This is a genomic window from Lysobacter sp. M15 (genome assembly GCF_022662515.1).
GTDB lineage: Bacteria > Pseudomonadota > Gammaproteobacteria > Xanthomonadales > Xanthomonadaceae > JAKPBU01.
On the sequence record NZ_JAKPBV010000012.1, the window covers coordinates 75,376 to 89,863 of the forward strand.

Annotated in this window: 17 protein-coding genes and 1 pseudogene; 16 read left to right on the forward strand and 2 right to left on the reverse strand. The window is 64.6% G+C overall.

Features of this window, described 5'->3' with window-relative positions; genetic code table 11:
- Nucleotides 1-15: 15 nt before the first annotated feature.
- The 5 genes from MC380_RS11955 to MC380_RS11975 all read left to right on the forward strand — a co-directional run bounded on the left by MC380_RS11955 (nt 16) and on the right by MC380_RS11975 (nt 2,096).
- Nucleotides 16-366, forward strand: a complete 351-nt coding sequence (locus tag MC380_RS11955; RefSeq protein WP_242101594.1) for a DUF2185 domain-containing protein — start codon at nt 16-18, stop codon at nt 364-366.
- A gap of 63 nt (nt 367-429) precedes the next feature.
- The gene (locus tag MC380_RS11960; protein WP_242165016.1) at nt 430-843 is read left to right on the forward strand and encodes a DUF5329 domain-containing protein; all 414 of its coding nucleotides are present in this window, start codon (nt 430-432) and stop codon (nt 841-843) included.
- A gap of 40 nt (nt 844-883) precedes the next feature.
- Entirely contained in the window at nt 884-1,342 is a 459-nt protein-coding gene (locus MC380_RS11965; protein ID WP_242101596.1) for a hypothetical protein, read from the forward strand.
- A gap of 57 nt (nt 1,343-1,399) precedes the next feature.
- A complete protein-coding gene (locus MC380_RS11970) occupies nt 1,400-1,744 on the forward strand; it encodes a hypothetical protein (protein ID WP_242165018.1) in 345 nt (114 codons plus the stop codon).
- On the forward strand, nt 1,701-2,096 hold the full coding sequence (locus MC380_RS11975; protein ID WP_242101597.1) for a hypothetical protein: 396 nt from the start codon (nt 1,701-1,703) through the stop codon (nt 2,094-2,096). Before MC380_RS11970 ends, MC380_RS11975 begins: the two co-directional genes overlap by 44 nt.
- A gap of 222 nt (nt 2,097-2,318) precedes the next feature.
- Here MC380_RS11975 and MC380_RS11980 read toward each other — a convergent pair whose 3' ends face one another.
- Complete coding sequence (locus MC380_RS11980) at nt 2,319-3,104, reverse strand: TetR/AcrR family transcriptional regulator (protein ID WP_242165019.1); 786 nt, start codon at nt 3,102-3,104, stop codon at nt 2,319-2,321.
- On the opposite strand from MC380_RS11980, the gene MC380_RS11985 reads away from it, so the two are divergent.
- From MC380_RS11985 to MC380_RS12035, 11 genes and pseudogenes are all read left to right on the forward strand, one after another.
- Nucleotides 3,103-3,480, forward strand: a complete 378-nt coding sequence (locus tag MC380_RS11985) for a hypothetical protein (protein ID WP_242101599.1) — start codon at nt 3,103-3,105, stop codon at nt 3,478-3,480. The two genes, MC380_RS11980 and MC380_RS11985, sit on opposite strands and share 2 nt — an antisense overlap.
- A 57-nt stretch (nt 3,481-3,537) precedes the next feature.
- The gene (locus tag MC380_RS11990; protein ID WP_242165021.1) at nt 3,538-4,452 is read left to right on the forward strand and encodes an alpha/beta fold hydrolase; all 915 of its coding nucleotides are present in this window, start codon (nt 3,538-3,540) and stop codon (nt 4,450-4,452) included.
- Between the two features lie 144 nt (nt 4,453-4,596).
- Nucleotides 4,597-5,580, forward strand: a pseudogene (gene cysK, locus MC380_RS11995) (cysteine synthase A); the annotation flags it as partial.
- Nucleotides 5,581-5,772: 192 nt separating this feature from the next.
- A complete protein-coding gene (locus MC380_RS12000; protein WP_242102928.1) occupies nt 5,773-6,108 on the forward strand; it encodes a glutaredoxin domain-containing protein in 336 nt (111 codons plus the stop codon).
- Between the two features lie 208 nt (nt 6,109-6,316).
- A complete protein-coding gene (locus MC380_RS12005) occupies nt 6,317-9,136 on the forward strand; it encodes a reprolysin-like metallopeptidase (protein ID WP_242165023.1) in 2,820 nt (939 codons plus the stop codon).
- A 204-nt stretch (nt 9,137-9,340) separates the two neighbouring features.
- Nucleotides 9,341-9,649 (forward strand): EthD family reductase, encoded by a 309-nt coding sequence (locus MC380_RS12010; protein ID WP_242165025.1) that lies wholly within the window; start codon nt 9,341-9,343, stop codon nt 9,647-9,649.
- Between the two features lie 118 nt (nt 9,650-9,767).
- A complete protein-coding gene (locus MC380_RS12015) occupies nt 9,768-10,178 on the forward strand; it encodes a RidA family protein (RefSeq protein WP_242165027.1) in 411 nt (136 codons plus the stop codon).
- 65 nt (nt 10,179-10,243) lie between these two features.
- On the forward strand, nt 10,244-10,690 hold the full coding sequence (locus MC380_RS12020) for a hypothetical protein (protein ID WP_242165029.1): 447 nt from the start codon (nt 10,244-10,246) through the stop codon (nt 10,688-10,690).
- An 87-nt stretch (nt 10,691-10,777) separates the two neighbouring features.
- Complete coding sequence (locus MC380_RS12025; RefSeq protein ID WP_242165031.1) at nt 10,778-11,218, forward strand: tetratricopeptide repeat protein; 441 nt, start codon at nt 10,778-10,780, stop codon at nt 11,216-11,218.
- A 78-nt stretch (nt 11,219-11,296) separates the two neighbouring features.
- Nucleotides 11,297-11,725, forward strand: coding sequence for a GNAT family N-acetyltransferase (locus tag MC380_RS12030; protein ID WP_242101606.1), 429 nt, complete (start codon nt 11,297-11,299; stop codon nt 11,723-11,725).
- Between the two features lie 10 nt (nt 11,726-11,735).
- Nucleotides 11,736-13,271, forward strand: coding sequence for a beta-lactamase family protein (locus MC380_RS12035; RefSeq protein ID WP_242165032.1), 1,536 nt, complete (start codon nt 11,736-11,738; stop codon nt 13,269-13,271).
- A 50-nt stretch (nt 13,272-13,321) separates the two neighbouring features.
- Here the strand turns inward: MC380_RS12035 and MC380_RS12040 are convergent, their stop codons facing one another.
- Nucleotides 13,322-14,488, reverse strand: coding sequence for a redoxin domain-containing protein (locus tag MC380_RS12040; protein ID WP_242165349.1), 1,167 nt, complete (start codon nt 14,486-14,488; stop codon nt 13,322-13,324).

Sequence of the window (14,488 nt, forward strand, 5' to 3'; positions counted from 1 at the left end):
CAGGTATCAGCGCTCATGACCAAGCAGTTCAAGCTCTCCGCAGACCAGATCAAACCGATCGCCGAGGGCTATGGCGGGTGCATCGCCACCGACAAGATCACGGTCGAGGGCTACCCCGTTCGATTCATGTATCGGGAAGCACCGGACAACGAGCTCGATAGCGGCTGGCGCTTCATGTCCGGGTTTGAGGACGACGCATACATGGATGACCCGGACAACCTGGCCATCTACGACGTCAACACGATTGCCAACTACGACCCGAGCATTGTCCCGTTGCTTGAGGCCCCGGAGGGCAGCGCCTTCGAGAAGACGCCCGAGTCGGAGAGATTCCTGCCGGTCGCGGACTGGGCACCGGATGAGTCCTGACAGTTCATCCAGGCGAAGCCGCTTCGGGGCCCGGTTCAGTTCAGGCGTTGGCGCCGGAATGAGATGAGGTCGATCCTGTTGCTGCTGTTGGTGCTCATGCCTGGGGCTGCGATGGCCCAGCAGTCGCTGCCGCCGTCGGCCAGTCGCGAGATAGAACAGCTCTTTCTTGCGCTCGAACAATCCCATTGTCAGTTCTATCGGAACGGATCCTGGCATGCCGCCGAAGAGGCGAGTGTCCACCTGCGTCGCAAGTACAACTACCTTGTCAAGAAGGGCCTCGCCTCATCGGCCGAGGTTTTCATCGATCGTGCCGCGTCGAAGAGCAGCATGTCCGGCAAACCCTATTTGGTTAAGTGCGGCAGCGCCACGCCGGTTGAGAGCAAGCAGTGGTTTACCGGCAAGTTGCGCGAGGTGCGGGCTCGCCGTACCGGTGCCGACAATTCATTCAAGTGGATGCCGTTTCGCGGGTCGGCCTAATCCAGGCGTCAGGACCCGCGCGAGGCCTATCGGAGGAAACATGGTCGAAATGCTTTTTCCTCGGATCGCCGACAATCGGTACCCCGGTCGGCGCCTTGGCCTGTGGCTGTTCGGACTCATGCCGCTGAAGATCGCCATGGGCTTGAACGTCATGGTCAATGCACCGGAAGTCGCGCAAACGGCCGATGGCGTACCGGTGAGCTCTTTCGGTGCAGCTGCCGCAGCAGCCTTTTCATTTGTCTTTGCAGCGTGGGGCCTTGGTCAGCTCGTGCTCGGCTTGGCTAGTCTCGTGGTACTGCTGCGATACCGCAGCCTGGTCCCACTTGCGTTCCTGTTGCTGCTCATCGAGCAGTCCGGGCGCATGTCGCTTCGGCTTCTCTGGCCGGTCCAGCGCATTGACGCGCCGGGCTCCACGATCAATCTCGTGCTTGTCGCACTCCTGGCGCTGGGCTTCATTCTGTCGATCTGGCGGCCTCGTCAAGCATCGGGCGGGGTCTGACCATTCATTCAAGCCGACGCCGCTTCGCGGGTCGGACTAATTAGGACGTCAAGGCTCATGGAAAATTTCGCAACCATTATGCTTTTGCTGACGGCTCTGGCGCTGCCCGTCGTCTTGTTTTTGCTGTTCCGCCCGCGGTCCCGCCTGAGCGCCCTGGGTGCAGCAGCCGTTGCTGTCGCGGCAGGCTGGTCATTCAACGTGGCCTGTATTTTCGCCACTGAGGCAATCGCCGCGAAAGAGCCTTCGCAGGTTGATGGCTCCAGCCTTTCCATTGCGGTTGCCTACGGGTGGGCATGTCCCCTGGCCCTGGTGTTGGTCACCTGGCTTGTCTGGCATTTCGTGACGCGGCGTAAGCGCGATGACCATTCGTCCAAGCAGCCACCGCTTCGCGGCGCGGCGTGATTCAGGCACAGCGATCGTGACGCGTCCCGCCTGCCTGTTGGCCGCAGCGATCGTTTTTGGCGGCTGCGCATCTGCATCGCCGCCGGAGGCCTGCCCCATTTCAGGCGAGTTCGAGCATTGGCGGGCCGACTATTGTCTCTTCATGACCGAAACCGACGACATCATCGCCGCTGATCCCTGCCTGGAGCGCGAATCGAGGATTCGGTTCCGGAATTCCTGCAAGGGCAAGCTCCACTACAAGCGCGCCTTGTGCGAGCTTGTCATTGATGCTGGCCAGCGGTCCGGCTCCATCGAAAGTTGTGTCGAAGACCCATTGTTCGTGGGCCCGACAGTCCGCAACGGCGGCGTTTGAGGGCTGTCCGTGCAATGAAGCGGACCCGCCTGGCGCTCGGATTGATGCAGGCGTAGGGCTCAGATGGAGGGCCTCGTGATGATGGATGTCACGTGCTCGACCGACCACCGGGCTGCCGGGTTGTCAGATGCCACGGTTGAGCCATGGCCATTCATTCGAGCCGCCCACCGCGCGCAGTGCGCTACGCGACAGGTTGCCAGCCGGCGAGATTCGTCGTTGCCCTCACCGCGGCGAGGTTCGACCGAGGCGGTCTATCGCATCCAGGCAAGCCTCCTTGACCATCTTGCGGATTGCCTTATCGGGTCTGCTAGCCGCAAGCATTCGGTAGGCTGGATAGCTCGTCAGCATGAACATCAACGCTATCGCATCGCGCTTATCGGTAGCCGACGCGCGCTCCAGGGGCATACGGCCGACAAGGCGCGTCAGTACATCTCGGCGCAATTCGTTGCGAGCGAGCAGAACTGCCCCGAACTCCGGGTCTAGCCCGATCGCGTCAAACAGTCGGCCCAGTGCCGAATCGCTGGCCCAAAAATCGCAGAAGACATCGACCAGACCCTTGAGCGCCTCGATTGGATCCTCAGCTGCGAGGACCTTGGGCAGCCGGGTCAGCCCACCGGTGCGGGCGATTTCATCGAAAACCGCCTCCAGCAGCCCGCGGCGCGATCCGAATTGGTTGTAGACCGTCAGGCGTGTAACGCCTGCCGCCTTGGCCACGGCATCTAGCGAGAATCGTGCGATGTCCTGCTCACGCAGGAACTTGGATGCGCAACGCACGACCTCGCCCCGCTTTTCCGCTGCGGCAGCCGTGCGTGCGGGACTGGTATAGGGGCGCGGTGTCATCTCTGGTCGCTGGGCACCGGGGTGAGGGCGAATTCCGGATAGCCGCGCGAGCATAGCGGCACTCCGCACCGAACGGTGGTGCTCGACCTTGTTAGGCAGGCTGCGGCGCTGTTGCATCCGCTGTTGATTGAATATACAGTAAGTATATTCAATACGAGATGCGGACATGTATGGCAGCGTGACGATAGTGATGGCCTTCCACGTGCTGGGCGCAGTTTTCTGGGCAGGCAGCAGTTTCGTCGTTGCGCGCTTCGGTGGACTGGACACTCGACGGGTATTTGGCGCCCAGGCCGGGGCCGCCGCCGTGACCATCCTGACCGGTGGATACTTGTGGAACGCCTTCCATCGCGGTGCTTTCGGGAAAGCGGAGCAGGTCTTGGCGATCGGCATCGTGGCCGCAGGCATCGCCCTTGCGCTGCAACTCGCCGCGTTCTTTTATCTGGGCAGAACCAGGGCAACCGGACGCGTGGCGGCATTGCACTACCCGGCAGCGGGTCTACTGGCAATCGCCGTAATCGGAATGGCGATCGCGCGGTTCGTCTAGCAGGTAGGCCGGCCCGCTGTGCCAGCGTCCATGAGCACCACTCCAGGGAACCCCTCCATGCTGCGCGGACCAGACTGGCTCGATCGCGCCGAATTCCCGTTCGTGTCTCGCTTCTGGCCCGGTCGCCACGGCAACCTGCACTACGTCGACGAAGGCCAAGGTGAAACGCTGCTGTTCGTACATGGCAACCCAACCTGGTCTTTCATGTTCCGCAAGCAGATCGCCGCTTTGCGCGACAGATATCGATGCGTTGCAATCGACCACCTTGGATTCGGACTTTCCGACAAGCCAAAAGCCGCGCCCTATGGCCCGCGCCTGCACAGCGAGAATCTGTCGCAGTTCATTTCGGTTCTCGACCTGAGGAATCTGACGCTGGTGCTGCACGATTGGGGCGGCCCGATCGGCATGGCCTATGCGTTGGATCACCCGGACAATGTCGCGCGCCTGGTCATAGCAAACACGCACTTCTGGTCGCTTAAGGGCATCCGCGGGGCGGAGATCTTCAGCCGCGTGGTCGGCGGGCCCATTGGGCGCGTGCTCTGCCGCCGTTTCAATGCCTTCCCGAGGTATGTGATGAAGGCGGTCTACGGGCGCTCGGGCACTCTGCCGCCCGAAATCCATCGTCACTACATGGCTCCGTTTCTGACTCCCGACTCGCGCCACGGTCCGTATTGTTTTGCGAAGGCCATCATTGGGGAGAGCGAATGGCTCGCGGGGCTCTGGAGCCGGCGCCACATTCTTCAGACCAAGCCCCTTCAGATCATTTGGGGTATGGAAGACCCCGTTGGTACGCCCGACAAGCTTCGTCGCTGGGAAGCGGCCTTTCCAGATCACCGGACTGCGGTGCTCGATGACTTCGGCCATTTCGTGCCGGAGCAGCTTGGTTCGGACATGGCTCGCATCGTTGCCGCTTTCGTCGAGGAAGTCGGCAGTGAAGTCTGTCCGGATCCACGTCGCCAACGGCGTCGATAGCGGTATTCGGATACCGCGACCCGGGTTGAAGGCATCCGCACCACGCTACCGCCCCGGCGTTGACAGCCCAGATCATTGGGCAGAGTGTGCTGGTTGCGGCGCGGCGATCCTGTCCCGCGCCTGCCGACCGCGGAGGCCACTCCCATGCAAGACAACGGAACCGGCAAGTACGACAACATCCTGGGGACGGTCGGGAATACGCCGATCGTGCGGCTGACCAAGCTCGCGCCGCCGCATGTGAACTTGTTCGCCAAGATCGAGGCGTTCAATCCCATGGGCTCGGTCAAGGACCGGCTGGCATTGGGCATCATCGAGGACGCCGAGCGTCGCGGCACCTTGTCGCCAGGGCAGACGGTGATCGAGGCGACCAGCGGCAACACCGGCATCGGCCTGGCGATGGTGTGCGCGGTGAAGGGATATCCGCTGGTCGTGACCATGGCGGAAAACTTCAGCGTTGAGCGGCGCAGGATGATGCGCTTCCTGGGTGCGAAGGTGGTGCTGACCCCAGCCTCGCTGAAAGGCAGCGGCATGCTGGCCAAGGCGGTGGAGCTGGCGAACGCGCATGGTTGGTTCCTGTGCCGCCAGTTCGACAATGAGGCCAATGCCGACATGCACTCGCGCACGACGGCGCCGGAAATCCTGACCGCCTTCGAAGGCGAACGGCTCGACTACTTCGTCACCGGTTACGGCACCGGCGGCACGTTGAAGGGGGTCGCGCGCGTACTGAAGGCGCAGCGCCCGGACACGAACATCGTGGTCTGCGAGCCGGACAACTCGCCGATCCTGGGCAGCGGCATTGCACAGGCGCGCGATGCGGACGGCACGCCGAGCGAGAGTCATCCCAGTTTCCGTCCGCACCTGATGCAGGGCTGGTCCCCCGATTTCATTCCCAAGCTGACCGAGGATGCGGTGGCGATGAAGCTGGTTGATCGCATCCTGCCGATCAACGGCGCAGACGCGGTCCGGCTGGCGCGCGAACTCGCGCAGCGCGAAGGCATCTTCGTCGGCATCAGCGCCGGCGCCACGCTCGCGGGTGCATTGCAGGTCTGCGCATCGGCGCCCGACGGTGCAACGGTGTTGTGCATGCTGCCGGACACCGGCGAGCGCTATCTCAGCACGCCGTTGTTCGAAGGCGTCGCCGCGGAAATGTCCGCCGAGGAAATGGAGATCTCGCGCTCGACGCCGGGGGCCCGGTTCGACGCGCCGCCACCGGCGCCGCCGGCGACAAAATCGGCGAGCCCTGTCCCTGCGCCTGCGGTCTCGGCCGAGGTGGAAGCGTTCGTCGCCCAGGTGCTCGCCGATCGCGAACAGCCGTTGGTGATGTTTGCGCTGGAATGGTGCGAGTTCTGCTGGTCGCTGCGCAAGCTGTTCGCGCAGTGCGGCATTCCGTATCGATCCGTCGACCTTGACTCGACCGCGTACCAGCGCGACGACCGCGGCGGGCAGATCCGTGCCGTGCTCACCGCGCGCACGGGCAGCAAGACCATCCCGCAGGTCTTCGTTGGTGGCGAGTACATCGGCGGCTGCACGGAGACGCTCGACGCATTCAGGGAAGGCCGACTGCAGGACTTGTTCCGTGACCACGGCGTTGGCTTCGACGAGAACGTGCGGATAGACCCCTACACCTTGTTGCCGGGCTGGTTGCATCCGCGCTGAGCGGTCGTTCCGGCGCGATCTCGGGGACCCTTGTTGCCTGGCGCGGGTCATCGCGTGCGTTTGAAAACGTGACGCGCATTGCAGGTTTCGAATCTCACGGCCTTTCGGCTGTCCGGCAGTGAAATGCGCTGGCGTTGTCCCCGGTGTCGGCGCTACCCCCGTTGTCGCTGCGCTGCGCCGGCTTCCCCCGATGCCGAGGACCTGAGTCATGACTACCCATTCAACGTTCCGGCGCGGTGCCCGCTGGTGGGCCGCGATCGGCTTGGTTGCGTTGCTGGCATTGGCGGCGCACGCATTCGCGACCTGGATGGCGGGACCTGCGCCCGCGAGCAGGCTGGACGCCGGCGCGGTCGATGCATCGCAGGGCGGCTCGGGCGCGGCGGGAGCGGCTCCCCGCCTGGTGCTGGTGGCGCTGCAGGAGAACGGCGGCGCTTCGCCCGACGGGATGTGGCAGACCCTGCCGGCGGTGCAGCTGCCCGATCGGTTCCCCGCGCCGACGGCCTTCGTGCCGCTGACGCTCAACGAGCAGATGCTGGAAACGCGTCTGCGCGGCACGCCGCGCGAGACCTTCGGGCCGATTCCGCCGCAGACGCAGATCTATCTGCCGCGCGCGAGCGGCGGCTTCGTGCAGATTTCGCTCGCGCAGAGCCAGCTGTTGGAGCCAGGCCTGGCCAGCCAGTACCCGCAGATCAGGACCTATGTGTTCGAGGACGAGCGCGAAGGGTTCACCGGGCATATCACGGTGGGCACGCGCGGCGTGTTCATTTCGGGCCAGACCGACGACGGCATCCTGCGGGTGGAACCGGTGGAAACCGCGGACGGCCGCGTGTACCTGAGCTATCGCGACCAGGACCGCACCGACGGCGCCAACGACTTCCACCAGGATCACGACGATCACGAACCGGTACCGGTGCCGCGCTTCTCGGCCCAGCTGGTGGCGCAGATCCAGGCCAACGCCATGGTGGAAGCCGGCACCCAGCTGCGCATCTACAGGCTGGCGGCTTCGACCACGGGCGAGTTCTTCCAGGCGCGCGACGCGGGCGGCGGGCAGGCGGATGTGCTGTCGTCGATCGTGGCCGACGTGGCCGGCGCCAATGCGGTGTTCGAGCCCGAGGTGAGCGTGCGGCTGGTGGTGGCCGATGCCAGCGAGGACGTGATGTACAGCGACCCGGACACCGACCCCTTCGACAACACCCAGAGCCCGTGCACGCTGCGCGACGCCAACCGCGACAACAACAAGGTGGCGCTGAACGATGCGGACTACGACATCGGCTTCCTGTTCGCCACGCGTGCGGGCGGCGGCGCCAGCGGCTGCGCATGGTTCGTGGTCTGCCTGACCACCGACGACACCCTGCACAAGGGACGCGGCGCGGGGCAGATGGGCAACAACGGCATGAATAGCGCCAGCGGGCTGCTCGCGCATGAGGTCGGGCACCAGCTCGGCGCGCGGCATACCTTCACCGGTTCGGCCGGCAGCTGCACGCTGGTCGAGTTCAATGCCGGCGACAGCGAAAGCGGCTACGAGCCGGGCAGCGGCACCACCCGCATGTCCTACAACGGCAACTGCGGCACCGACGACGTCGATACCTCGGTGGTCGGCGCGGGCTCGTACTTCCATTCGCGCAGCTTCGACGAGATCGTGACCAATGTGTTCTCCGGCGACGGCGCGACCTGCGGCACGCTGGTGAACACCACCAACTCGCCGCCCAGCGTGGATGCGGGCGCGGACTACACGATCCCGCGGCAGACACCGTTCGAACTCGACGGCTCGGCGACGGATGCCGACGTGCTCACCTACAACTGGGAGCAGTACGACCGCGCAGTGACGCAGCGGCCGATCAATACCGATCCGGGCGATGGACCGATCGTCCGCTCGGTGCCGCCGGGCGCGTCCAGCGCGCGCATCATCCCCAATCTGCAGGACCTGCTCGACGGCATCACCCGCGCCGGCGAGATCCTGCCGCAGGTGGATCGCGAGCTGAACTTCCGCCTGATCGCACGCGACAACCGCATGGGCGGTGGCGGCGTGGCCTACGACAGCATGCAGATCCAGGTGGTAGGCGACCCGTTCTTCATCCTCTCGCCCAACAGCGGCTCGCTGGCCGCAGGTTGCAGCGTGCCGCTGACCTGGCAGGTGGGCGGCGGCTCGGTGGCGCCGCAGGTGAGCGCGCTGTTCTCCAGCGACGGCGGGCAGAACTTCACCGCCCCGCTGGTCGGGCCGACGGCGAACGACGGGGCGTCTTCCTTCGTGGTGCCCTGTTCGCTGGGTTCGGACAACCGGATCAAGCTGCAATCGGTGGACAACATCTTCTTCGACATCAACGATGAGGACCTGACCGTCACCAACACGCCGCCGAGCGTGGAGGTGAGCACCGCTGGCGGTGCGGTCGACAACGCCTGCGAGTTCACCGTGCAGTTCACGGCCACGGCCACCGATACCTGCGGCGTGCTGGCCGGCGATGTCGATGTGGACCTGATCAAGGGCGCCAACAACTTCACCCTGGGCACGCCGACGATCAATGTGCAGCAGGTCTCGTCCACGCAGGTGGACGTGAGCGGCAGCGTGGTGGTGTCCGGCCTGCTCAGCTCGCCGGCGCAGCTCACGGTCAGCGTCACCGCGCAGGATGCGTGCGGCGCATCGACCAACGACACGGCCGTGGCGCAGGTAGTCGACGACACGCCGCCCACCATCGCCGTCAGCCTGGATCCAGACCGGCTGTGGCCGCCCAACCACAAGATGGAGCCGGTCTGGGCCACCGTGGTCGCCACCGACAACTGCCCGGTGGTGAACTACGCGCTGACCAGCATCATCAGCGACGAGCCCGACAATGGCGTGGCCGACGGCAATACCGTCGATGACATCCAGAATGCCGCGATCGGCACGCCCGACCTGCAGTTCGACCTGCGCGCCGAGCGTGCGGGCAACGGCGACGGCCGCGTCTACACCGCCACCTACACGGCCGTGGATGGCTCTGGCAACGATGCGCAGGACTCGGCCACGGTCGAGGTGCCGAAGAACAACAACTAGCGCGGTTCGGGGATGGAAAACGCCGCCGCCCCTTGGGGCGGCGTTTTCTTGTGGGGCTGAAGTTGGCGCCCATGGCTGTTGCATACTTCGTAGCAGCCCGGGCCCGTCTCTGTTGGGTGTCGGCATTCTGAGTCGGTATCCCCGCCCCGGCTCTGCAGATGGCGAATCGCAACATCTCGACCAGCAAGAGAAGGAGCGCAGTTCATGGCGACACTTCTGGTTCTGTACAAGAACCCGGCTGACCCCGCAGCCTTCGACCGGCACTATTTCTCTACCCACGTTCCGCTTGCCCGGAAAATTCCTGGCCTGCGCCGCTATGAAGTCAGCGCCGGGCCGATCACCACGCCGCAAGGCGATGCGCCGTATCACCTGGTGGCAACGCTGAGCTTTGACTCTCTCGACGCGATACGGCAAGCGCTTGGTTCGCCAGAGGGACAGGCCACCGCTGGCGACCTGGGCAACTTCGCGCAGGCGGGTGTCGAGCTGCTGATGTTCGATTCCAAAGAGGCATGACCCCCTGCATGGACTCGCGGACACTTGGCTCGCGCGCAGGCACGCCTGACAATTCTTCCGGCCAAGCCGCTTCGCGATGGCCCGGTTCGGGCATCAGACCTTAGAGGAACCCTCTCCCGTGCGTACCCTGATTGCTTCCGGCTCCCCGCTCGAGCCGCAGATCGGCTTCTCCCGTGCAGTCCGCGTGGGCAACATGCTGGCGGTCGCAGGCACTGCGCCCATCGCCCCCGATGGATCGGTGGCAGCGCCAGGGGATGTGTACGGCCAGACCAGGCGCTGCCTCGAAATCATTGCCACCGCCATCAGCGATGCCGGCCTGGGTCTGGGCGATGTCATCAGGACCCGGATCATGCTCACCGACATCGGGACCTGGCGCGAGGCAGCCAGGGCGCATGGCGAGTCGTTCTCCGAGATCAGGCCCGCCTGCACGTTCGTGGAGGTGGCCCGCTTCATCGACCCAGGCTGGCTTGTGGAGGTAGAGGCCGACTGCGTCGTGCAGGAGCGCGCTGCGCAAGGATCCGAAGTCTGATCGTTCATTCGGGCCGAAGCCGCTTCGGAGCTCGGTGCAATCCAGGCGTTAAGCCCATAGAAGATATGCGCACACTGAAAGCCGGCGCGCTGTATTTCGTCCTGGTCTTTGGGGCTGGGTTCGTGCTGGGCTCCATCCGCGTTCCCTTCCTGGTCCCGCGGCTCGGCGCGCGATTTGCCGAGCTCCTCGAGATGCCGGTCATGCTGGCGGTGGTTTTCATGGCGGCGCGTTACGTCATACGCCGCTACGCCCTGGCAGATCGCCGCACCCGATTGCTGATGGGGACGATCGCCCTTGTGCTTCTGGCATCGGCGGAGTTGTTGCTCGCCTTCCTGATGACTGGGGCCTCGCCGTCTGCGTACGTCGCGTCCCGCGACCCGGTCTCCGGTAGCGCCTTCTTGGCCATGCTCGTCCTGTTCGCCGTTCTGCCAGCCTTGCTGCCATCCGGCGCAGTGTCTGACAATCCGTTCAAGCCGAAGTCGGTTGGCGGCTCGGATTCGTTCAAACATTAGGTAGCTATGCGACATTACGGCAATCTGCTTTTAGTCCTGGCGCTTGTCCTGAGCCCCTTGACGCCTTTTACCGCCCGGGCTCAGACGATGGAACTGTCCGACGCAATTCACGGCAGAGTGGTGCAACTCTCCAAGGAGGGAGATCAGCGCGCCGAAGGGGGTCACTATCGGGCGGCCGTCGAGAAGTACAACGAGGCATTTGAACTTCTGCCAGAGCCGAAGACCGACTGGGAAGCTTGTACTTGGCTGCTGACCGCGATCGGTGACGCGAATTTCAAATCCAGGAACTATGAGCACGCGCAGGCGGCTCTGACCGACGCCATGGGCTGCCCGGGTGCAATCGGCAACCCCTTCATCCATCTGCGGCTTGGCCAGTCGCAGTTCGAGCTCGGCGATCTGCAACGGGCCAATGAGGAGTTGACCCGCGCCTACATGGGCGCCGGCAAGGATATCTTCGCGGAGGAAGATCCCAAGTATTTCTCACACCTCAAAACGGTGCTTCGGCCGCCTGCCAGTGGCGAGTGGTAGCCATCTGGCGATTCCTTCAAGCCGAAGCCACCTCGCGGCTCAGCGCAACTCAGACGTTAGGCTTCAACAGGTGACCATGTGATCCAGTGGAGCAGTTCAACAGATGCAATCGACTGGTCGGAGCTGTCCGAGATGTATCGGCTCGCTCCGCTCGGCAACAAATCCCCCGATTGGCTGGCAACCGCGTTCTCGAACAGCATGTTCAGGTTTTTCGCGCGGGACAACGGCGCGCTGGTCGCCGCCGGACGCGCCGTTGCCGACGGGGTCGATTGCTCCTACATCTGCGACATCGCCGTTCACCCCTCGCATCAGGGCCAGGGGCTGGGGCGTGATGTCATCCAGCGCCTCATCGCCGCATCCCAGGGGCACAGGAAGATCATCCTCTACGCCGTCCCGGGCAAAGAGGATTTCTATCGCAGATTCGGGTTCCGCCGCATGAGAACGGCCATGGCCATATTCGAGAATGCCGGTCAGGCGGCTGCCAATGGCTATACCGATGAAGCCTGAGCATTCCCCCATGAAGCCAGGCCCCATCTTCTTGATCGGTCTAGTCGCGCAGACGCTGGTGGTCGGACCGGTGGCGGCTGGCTGCGCTGAGGCGCCACCGCCGGCTGGTTCGCGCGAGAGCGCGTTCGTTCGACAAGTCGTCGAGCGCATGCCGTCCTACCTGCACGATTTCAGCGTTCCCGGCGGAGCAGTTGCCGTCATCGAGAATGGCGACGTGATACTCGCACGAGGCTTTGGCATGGCCGATGCCGCCACCAAGACGCCTGTCAGCGAGCGAACACTGTTCAACATCGGCTCCACGTCCAAGTCCGTGTCGGCCTGGGGCGCCATGCGGCTTGTGAGCGAGCGCAAGCTCGCGCTCGACGAGCCAGTCGATGCGCGGCTCAAGCGATGGCACCTGCCGCCGTCCAGCCACGACATCACCGGCGTGACGTTGCGGCGGCTGCTCAGCCACACCGCCGGCCTGTCGGTTTCGGGCTATCGCGGTTGGGGCCCGGACGACCTGATCCCGACGCTCGAACAGTCGCTTTCGGGCAACGCAAATGGCGCGGGAGCGCTCGCATTGACGGCCGCGCCGGGCACCGCCTGGTCCTACTCGGGTGGCGGTTACACACTGATGCAACTGCTCGTTGAGGAGACTGCGCAACGGCCCTTTGCCGACTACATGCGGGACGCGGTGCTCGGTCCGCTGGGCATGACCGAGAGCAGCTTCAGCCTCACGCCACTGGTGCTCGGACGGGCCGCCCGCGCCTACGACGAACTCGGCGAGGAGACGCCCACTCCGAGGTTCGTCGAAGTCGCAGCGGCGGGCATGTATGCGCCCATCGGCGACATGGCGTGCTATGCGCTGGCGACGATCGGCGGTGTCCGGGCCGCCCCCGTGCTGCCGGCAGCCATGCTTGATCAGATGACCTCGGCAGCGCCCGCCACCGATGGCCGCTTTGGCCTGGGCTACGCGATCCAGCCGCGCGGCGAGGGATTCCCGGACGGCGTCGAGCGGGTGGGCCATGACGGCGGCAATCGTGGATGGCAGAGCTTCTTCTGGGTGAGCCGCGCCAAACGCGACGGTTTGGTCGTTCTCACCAACGGCTCGAACGGCTGGAACGTCTCGAACCAGCTTGTGGCCGACTGGATGGAATGGAAGACAGGCACGCGGCTGCCGATCCCATCCTCGATCGCCGCGACCATCCTGAGGCCGCTCCATGAGGCTGGAGTCGCCGCGGCGATCGCCCGCTACCAGGCACTGAAGGCCGCCGCCCGCAACGACCATATCTTCAATGCGAACGAGCTCAATCGGCTCGGCTATTCCCTGCTGCACAAAGGGCGGGTGCATGACGCGATCGCCATCTGGGAACTGAACGCCCGTGAGTATCCCGACGACTGGAATGTGCACGACAGCCTGGGCGATGGTTATGCGGCGGCAGGCCCCGGTTATGCAGGCAAGGCGATCGCAAGCTTCCGTCGATCCCTGGCCCTGAATCCCGCCAATGCTCACGCGCAGGAGATGATTGCCAGAATCCAGCGGGGCGAATCAATCGGGCTCTAGGGGAAGCAAGCGACGCGCGTGGCCAGCGCGACCCGGACATCCAGCGAGGATCAGGGGGATCGATCGCCACCTGCCGCCTTGTACCCGGCAAGTGTCTTCTCCATGTCGGCCATCATCTCTGCCGAAACGTCCTTCCTGCCGCGGGCGATGGACATGGCTCGCTGCTGTGCTTCGATCGCTTGCTTCCCCCGGCCGAGCTGTTGCTGCACCCGGGCCAGCGCCAGCAGATCGAACATCGCGTTGAAGTCGTCGCCCTGTCCGGCGACGGCGGCTTCCAGGTAGGTGGCGGCCGTTTCGTACGCGCCACGCGACAGACCCGGTCGATAGGCGATCACGCTGCCCACGGTGCTCGCCATGCCCAGGGACATCTCACGGCTTTCGGCGGCTGCATGCGCCTTGCGTGCAAACGCCAGCGCTTCGGCCTCGTCGAGGTGGAGCATCGCGGTGAATCGATCTCCGAATACCCGGCCCTCCCGTTCTGGATCCTGCGCGACGAGCCTGTCTGCCTCCACGAGCACGGCCCGATAATCCTTGCGTTCCATCGCCTCATCCAGCGGTTTCATCAGCTCCTTGTCCGCCAGGTATAGCTTCATCTGCTCGCCGAGTTCGCGCTGCAGTTGGCGTGCCGCCGCGAGGTCGCTGGCTCCTGCGACGGCCTGTTCCACGGCGCGCTCGAATCCCAACGAAGCCTCCGGATCGATCGGTATGCCGACATAGGCCAGCCTGCCATCGCGACCGATGATGAACGCCGTGGGGATGGCATACATGCCGGCAGTGCGCATCCAGGACGTGAACATCGGCTTGCGCACCGGATCGTCCATCGCGACGGTGTAGTCCATATCCCGTCCCCGGCCCTGGACGAACTGTGTCACCGCGGCAACGCTCGCCTCGCCGCGCTCGGATTGGCGCACGTTGATCCCGATGACCGTCAGCTTGCCCTGGTAACGACGCGCCACATCGCTCAGCAGCGGCATCGACTGCCGGGACGCGCCACACCAAGTGGCAAAGAATGCGACCACGTACACGTGGTCCCGCTCGAAGGCCTCGACCGGGTCGCCCTTGATCCAGGCCATGGGCACCAGCGGCGGCGGGGTATCGCCGATGGCGAATGTCGGTGCATCGGCGGCGTCGACATCGGCCGCAGCGGAGGGTCCCGGCACGAGCCAAACCAGGCAGGCGGTGAGGGAAAGGATGGCCAAGGCTTTCATGATGCGCAT

Coding starts and splice junctions, on each gene's coding strand:
- MC380_RS11955 (WP_242101594.1), top strand. CDS start 16: ATGACCAAGCAGTTCAAGCTCTCCGCAGACCAGATCAAACCGATCGCC.
- MC380_RS11960 (WP_242165016.1), top strand. CDS start 430: ATGAGGTCGATCCTGTTGCTGCTGTTGGTGCTCATGCCTGGGGCTGCG.
- MC380_RS11965 (WP_242101596.1), top strand. CDS start 884: ATGGTCGAAATGCTTTTTCCTCGGATCGCCGACAATCGGTACCCCGGT.
- MC380_RS11970 (WP_242165018.1), top strand. CDS start 1,400: ATGGAAAATTTCGCAACCATTATGCTTTTGCTGACGGCTCTGGCGCTG.
- MC380_RS11975 (WP_242101597.1), top strand. CDS start 1,701: ATGACCATTCGTCCAAGCAGCCACCGCTTCGCGGCGCGGCGTGATTCA.
- MC380_RS11985 (WP_242101599.1), top strand. CDS start 3,103: ATGTATGGCAGCGTGACGATAGTGATGGCCTTCCACGTGCTGGGCGCA.
- MC380_RS11980 (WP_242165019.1), bottom strand. CDS start 3,104: ATGTCCGCATCTCGTATTGAATATACTTACTGTATATTCAATCAACAG.
- MC380_RS11990 (WP_242165021.1), top strand. CDS start 3,538: ATGCTGCGCGGACCAGACTGGCTCGATCGCGCCGAATTCCCGTTCGTG.
- MC380_RS12000 (WP_242102928.1), top strand. CDS start 5,773: ATGTTTGCGCTGGAATGGTGCGAGTTCTGCTGGTCGCTGCGCAAGCTG.
- MC380_RS12005 (WP_242165023.1), top strand. CDS start 6,317: ATGACTACCCATTCAACGTTCCGGCGCGGTGCCCGCTGGTGGGCCGCG.
- MC380_RS12010 (WP_242165025.1), top strand. CDS start 9,341: ATGGCGACACTTCTGGTTCTGTACAAGAACCCGGCTGACCCCGCAGCC.
- MC380_RS12020 (WP_242165029.1), top strand. CDS start 10,244: ATGCGCACACTGAAAGCCGGCGCGCTGTATTTCGTCCTGGTCTTTGGG.
- MC380_RS12025 (WP_242165031.1), top strand. CDS start 10,778: ATGGAACTGTCCGACGCAATTCACGGCAGAGTGGTGCAACTCTCCAAG.
- MC380_RS12035 (WP_242165032.1), top strand. CDS start 11,736: ATGAAGCCAGGCCCCATCTTCTTGATCGGTCTAGTCGCGCAGACGCTG.
- MC380_RS12040 (WP_242165349.1), bottom strand. CDS start 14,488: ATGCGCATCATGAAAGCCTTGGCCATCCTTTCCCTCACCGCCTGCCTG.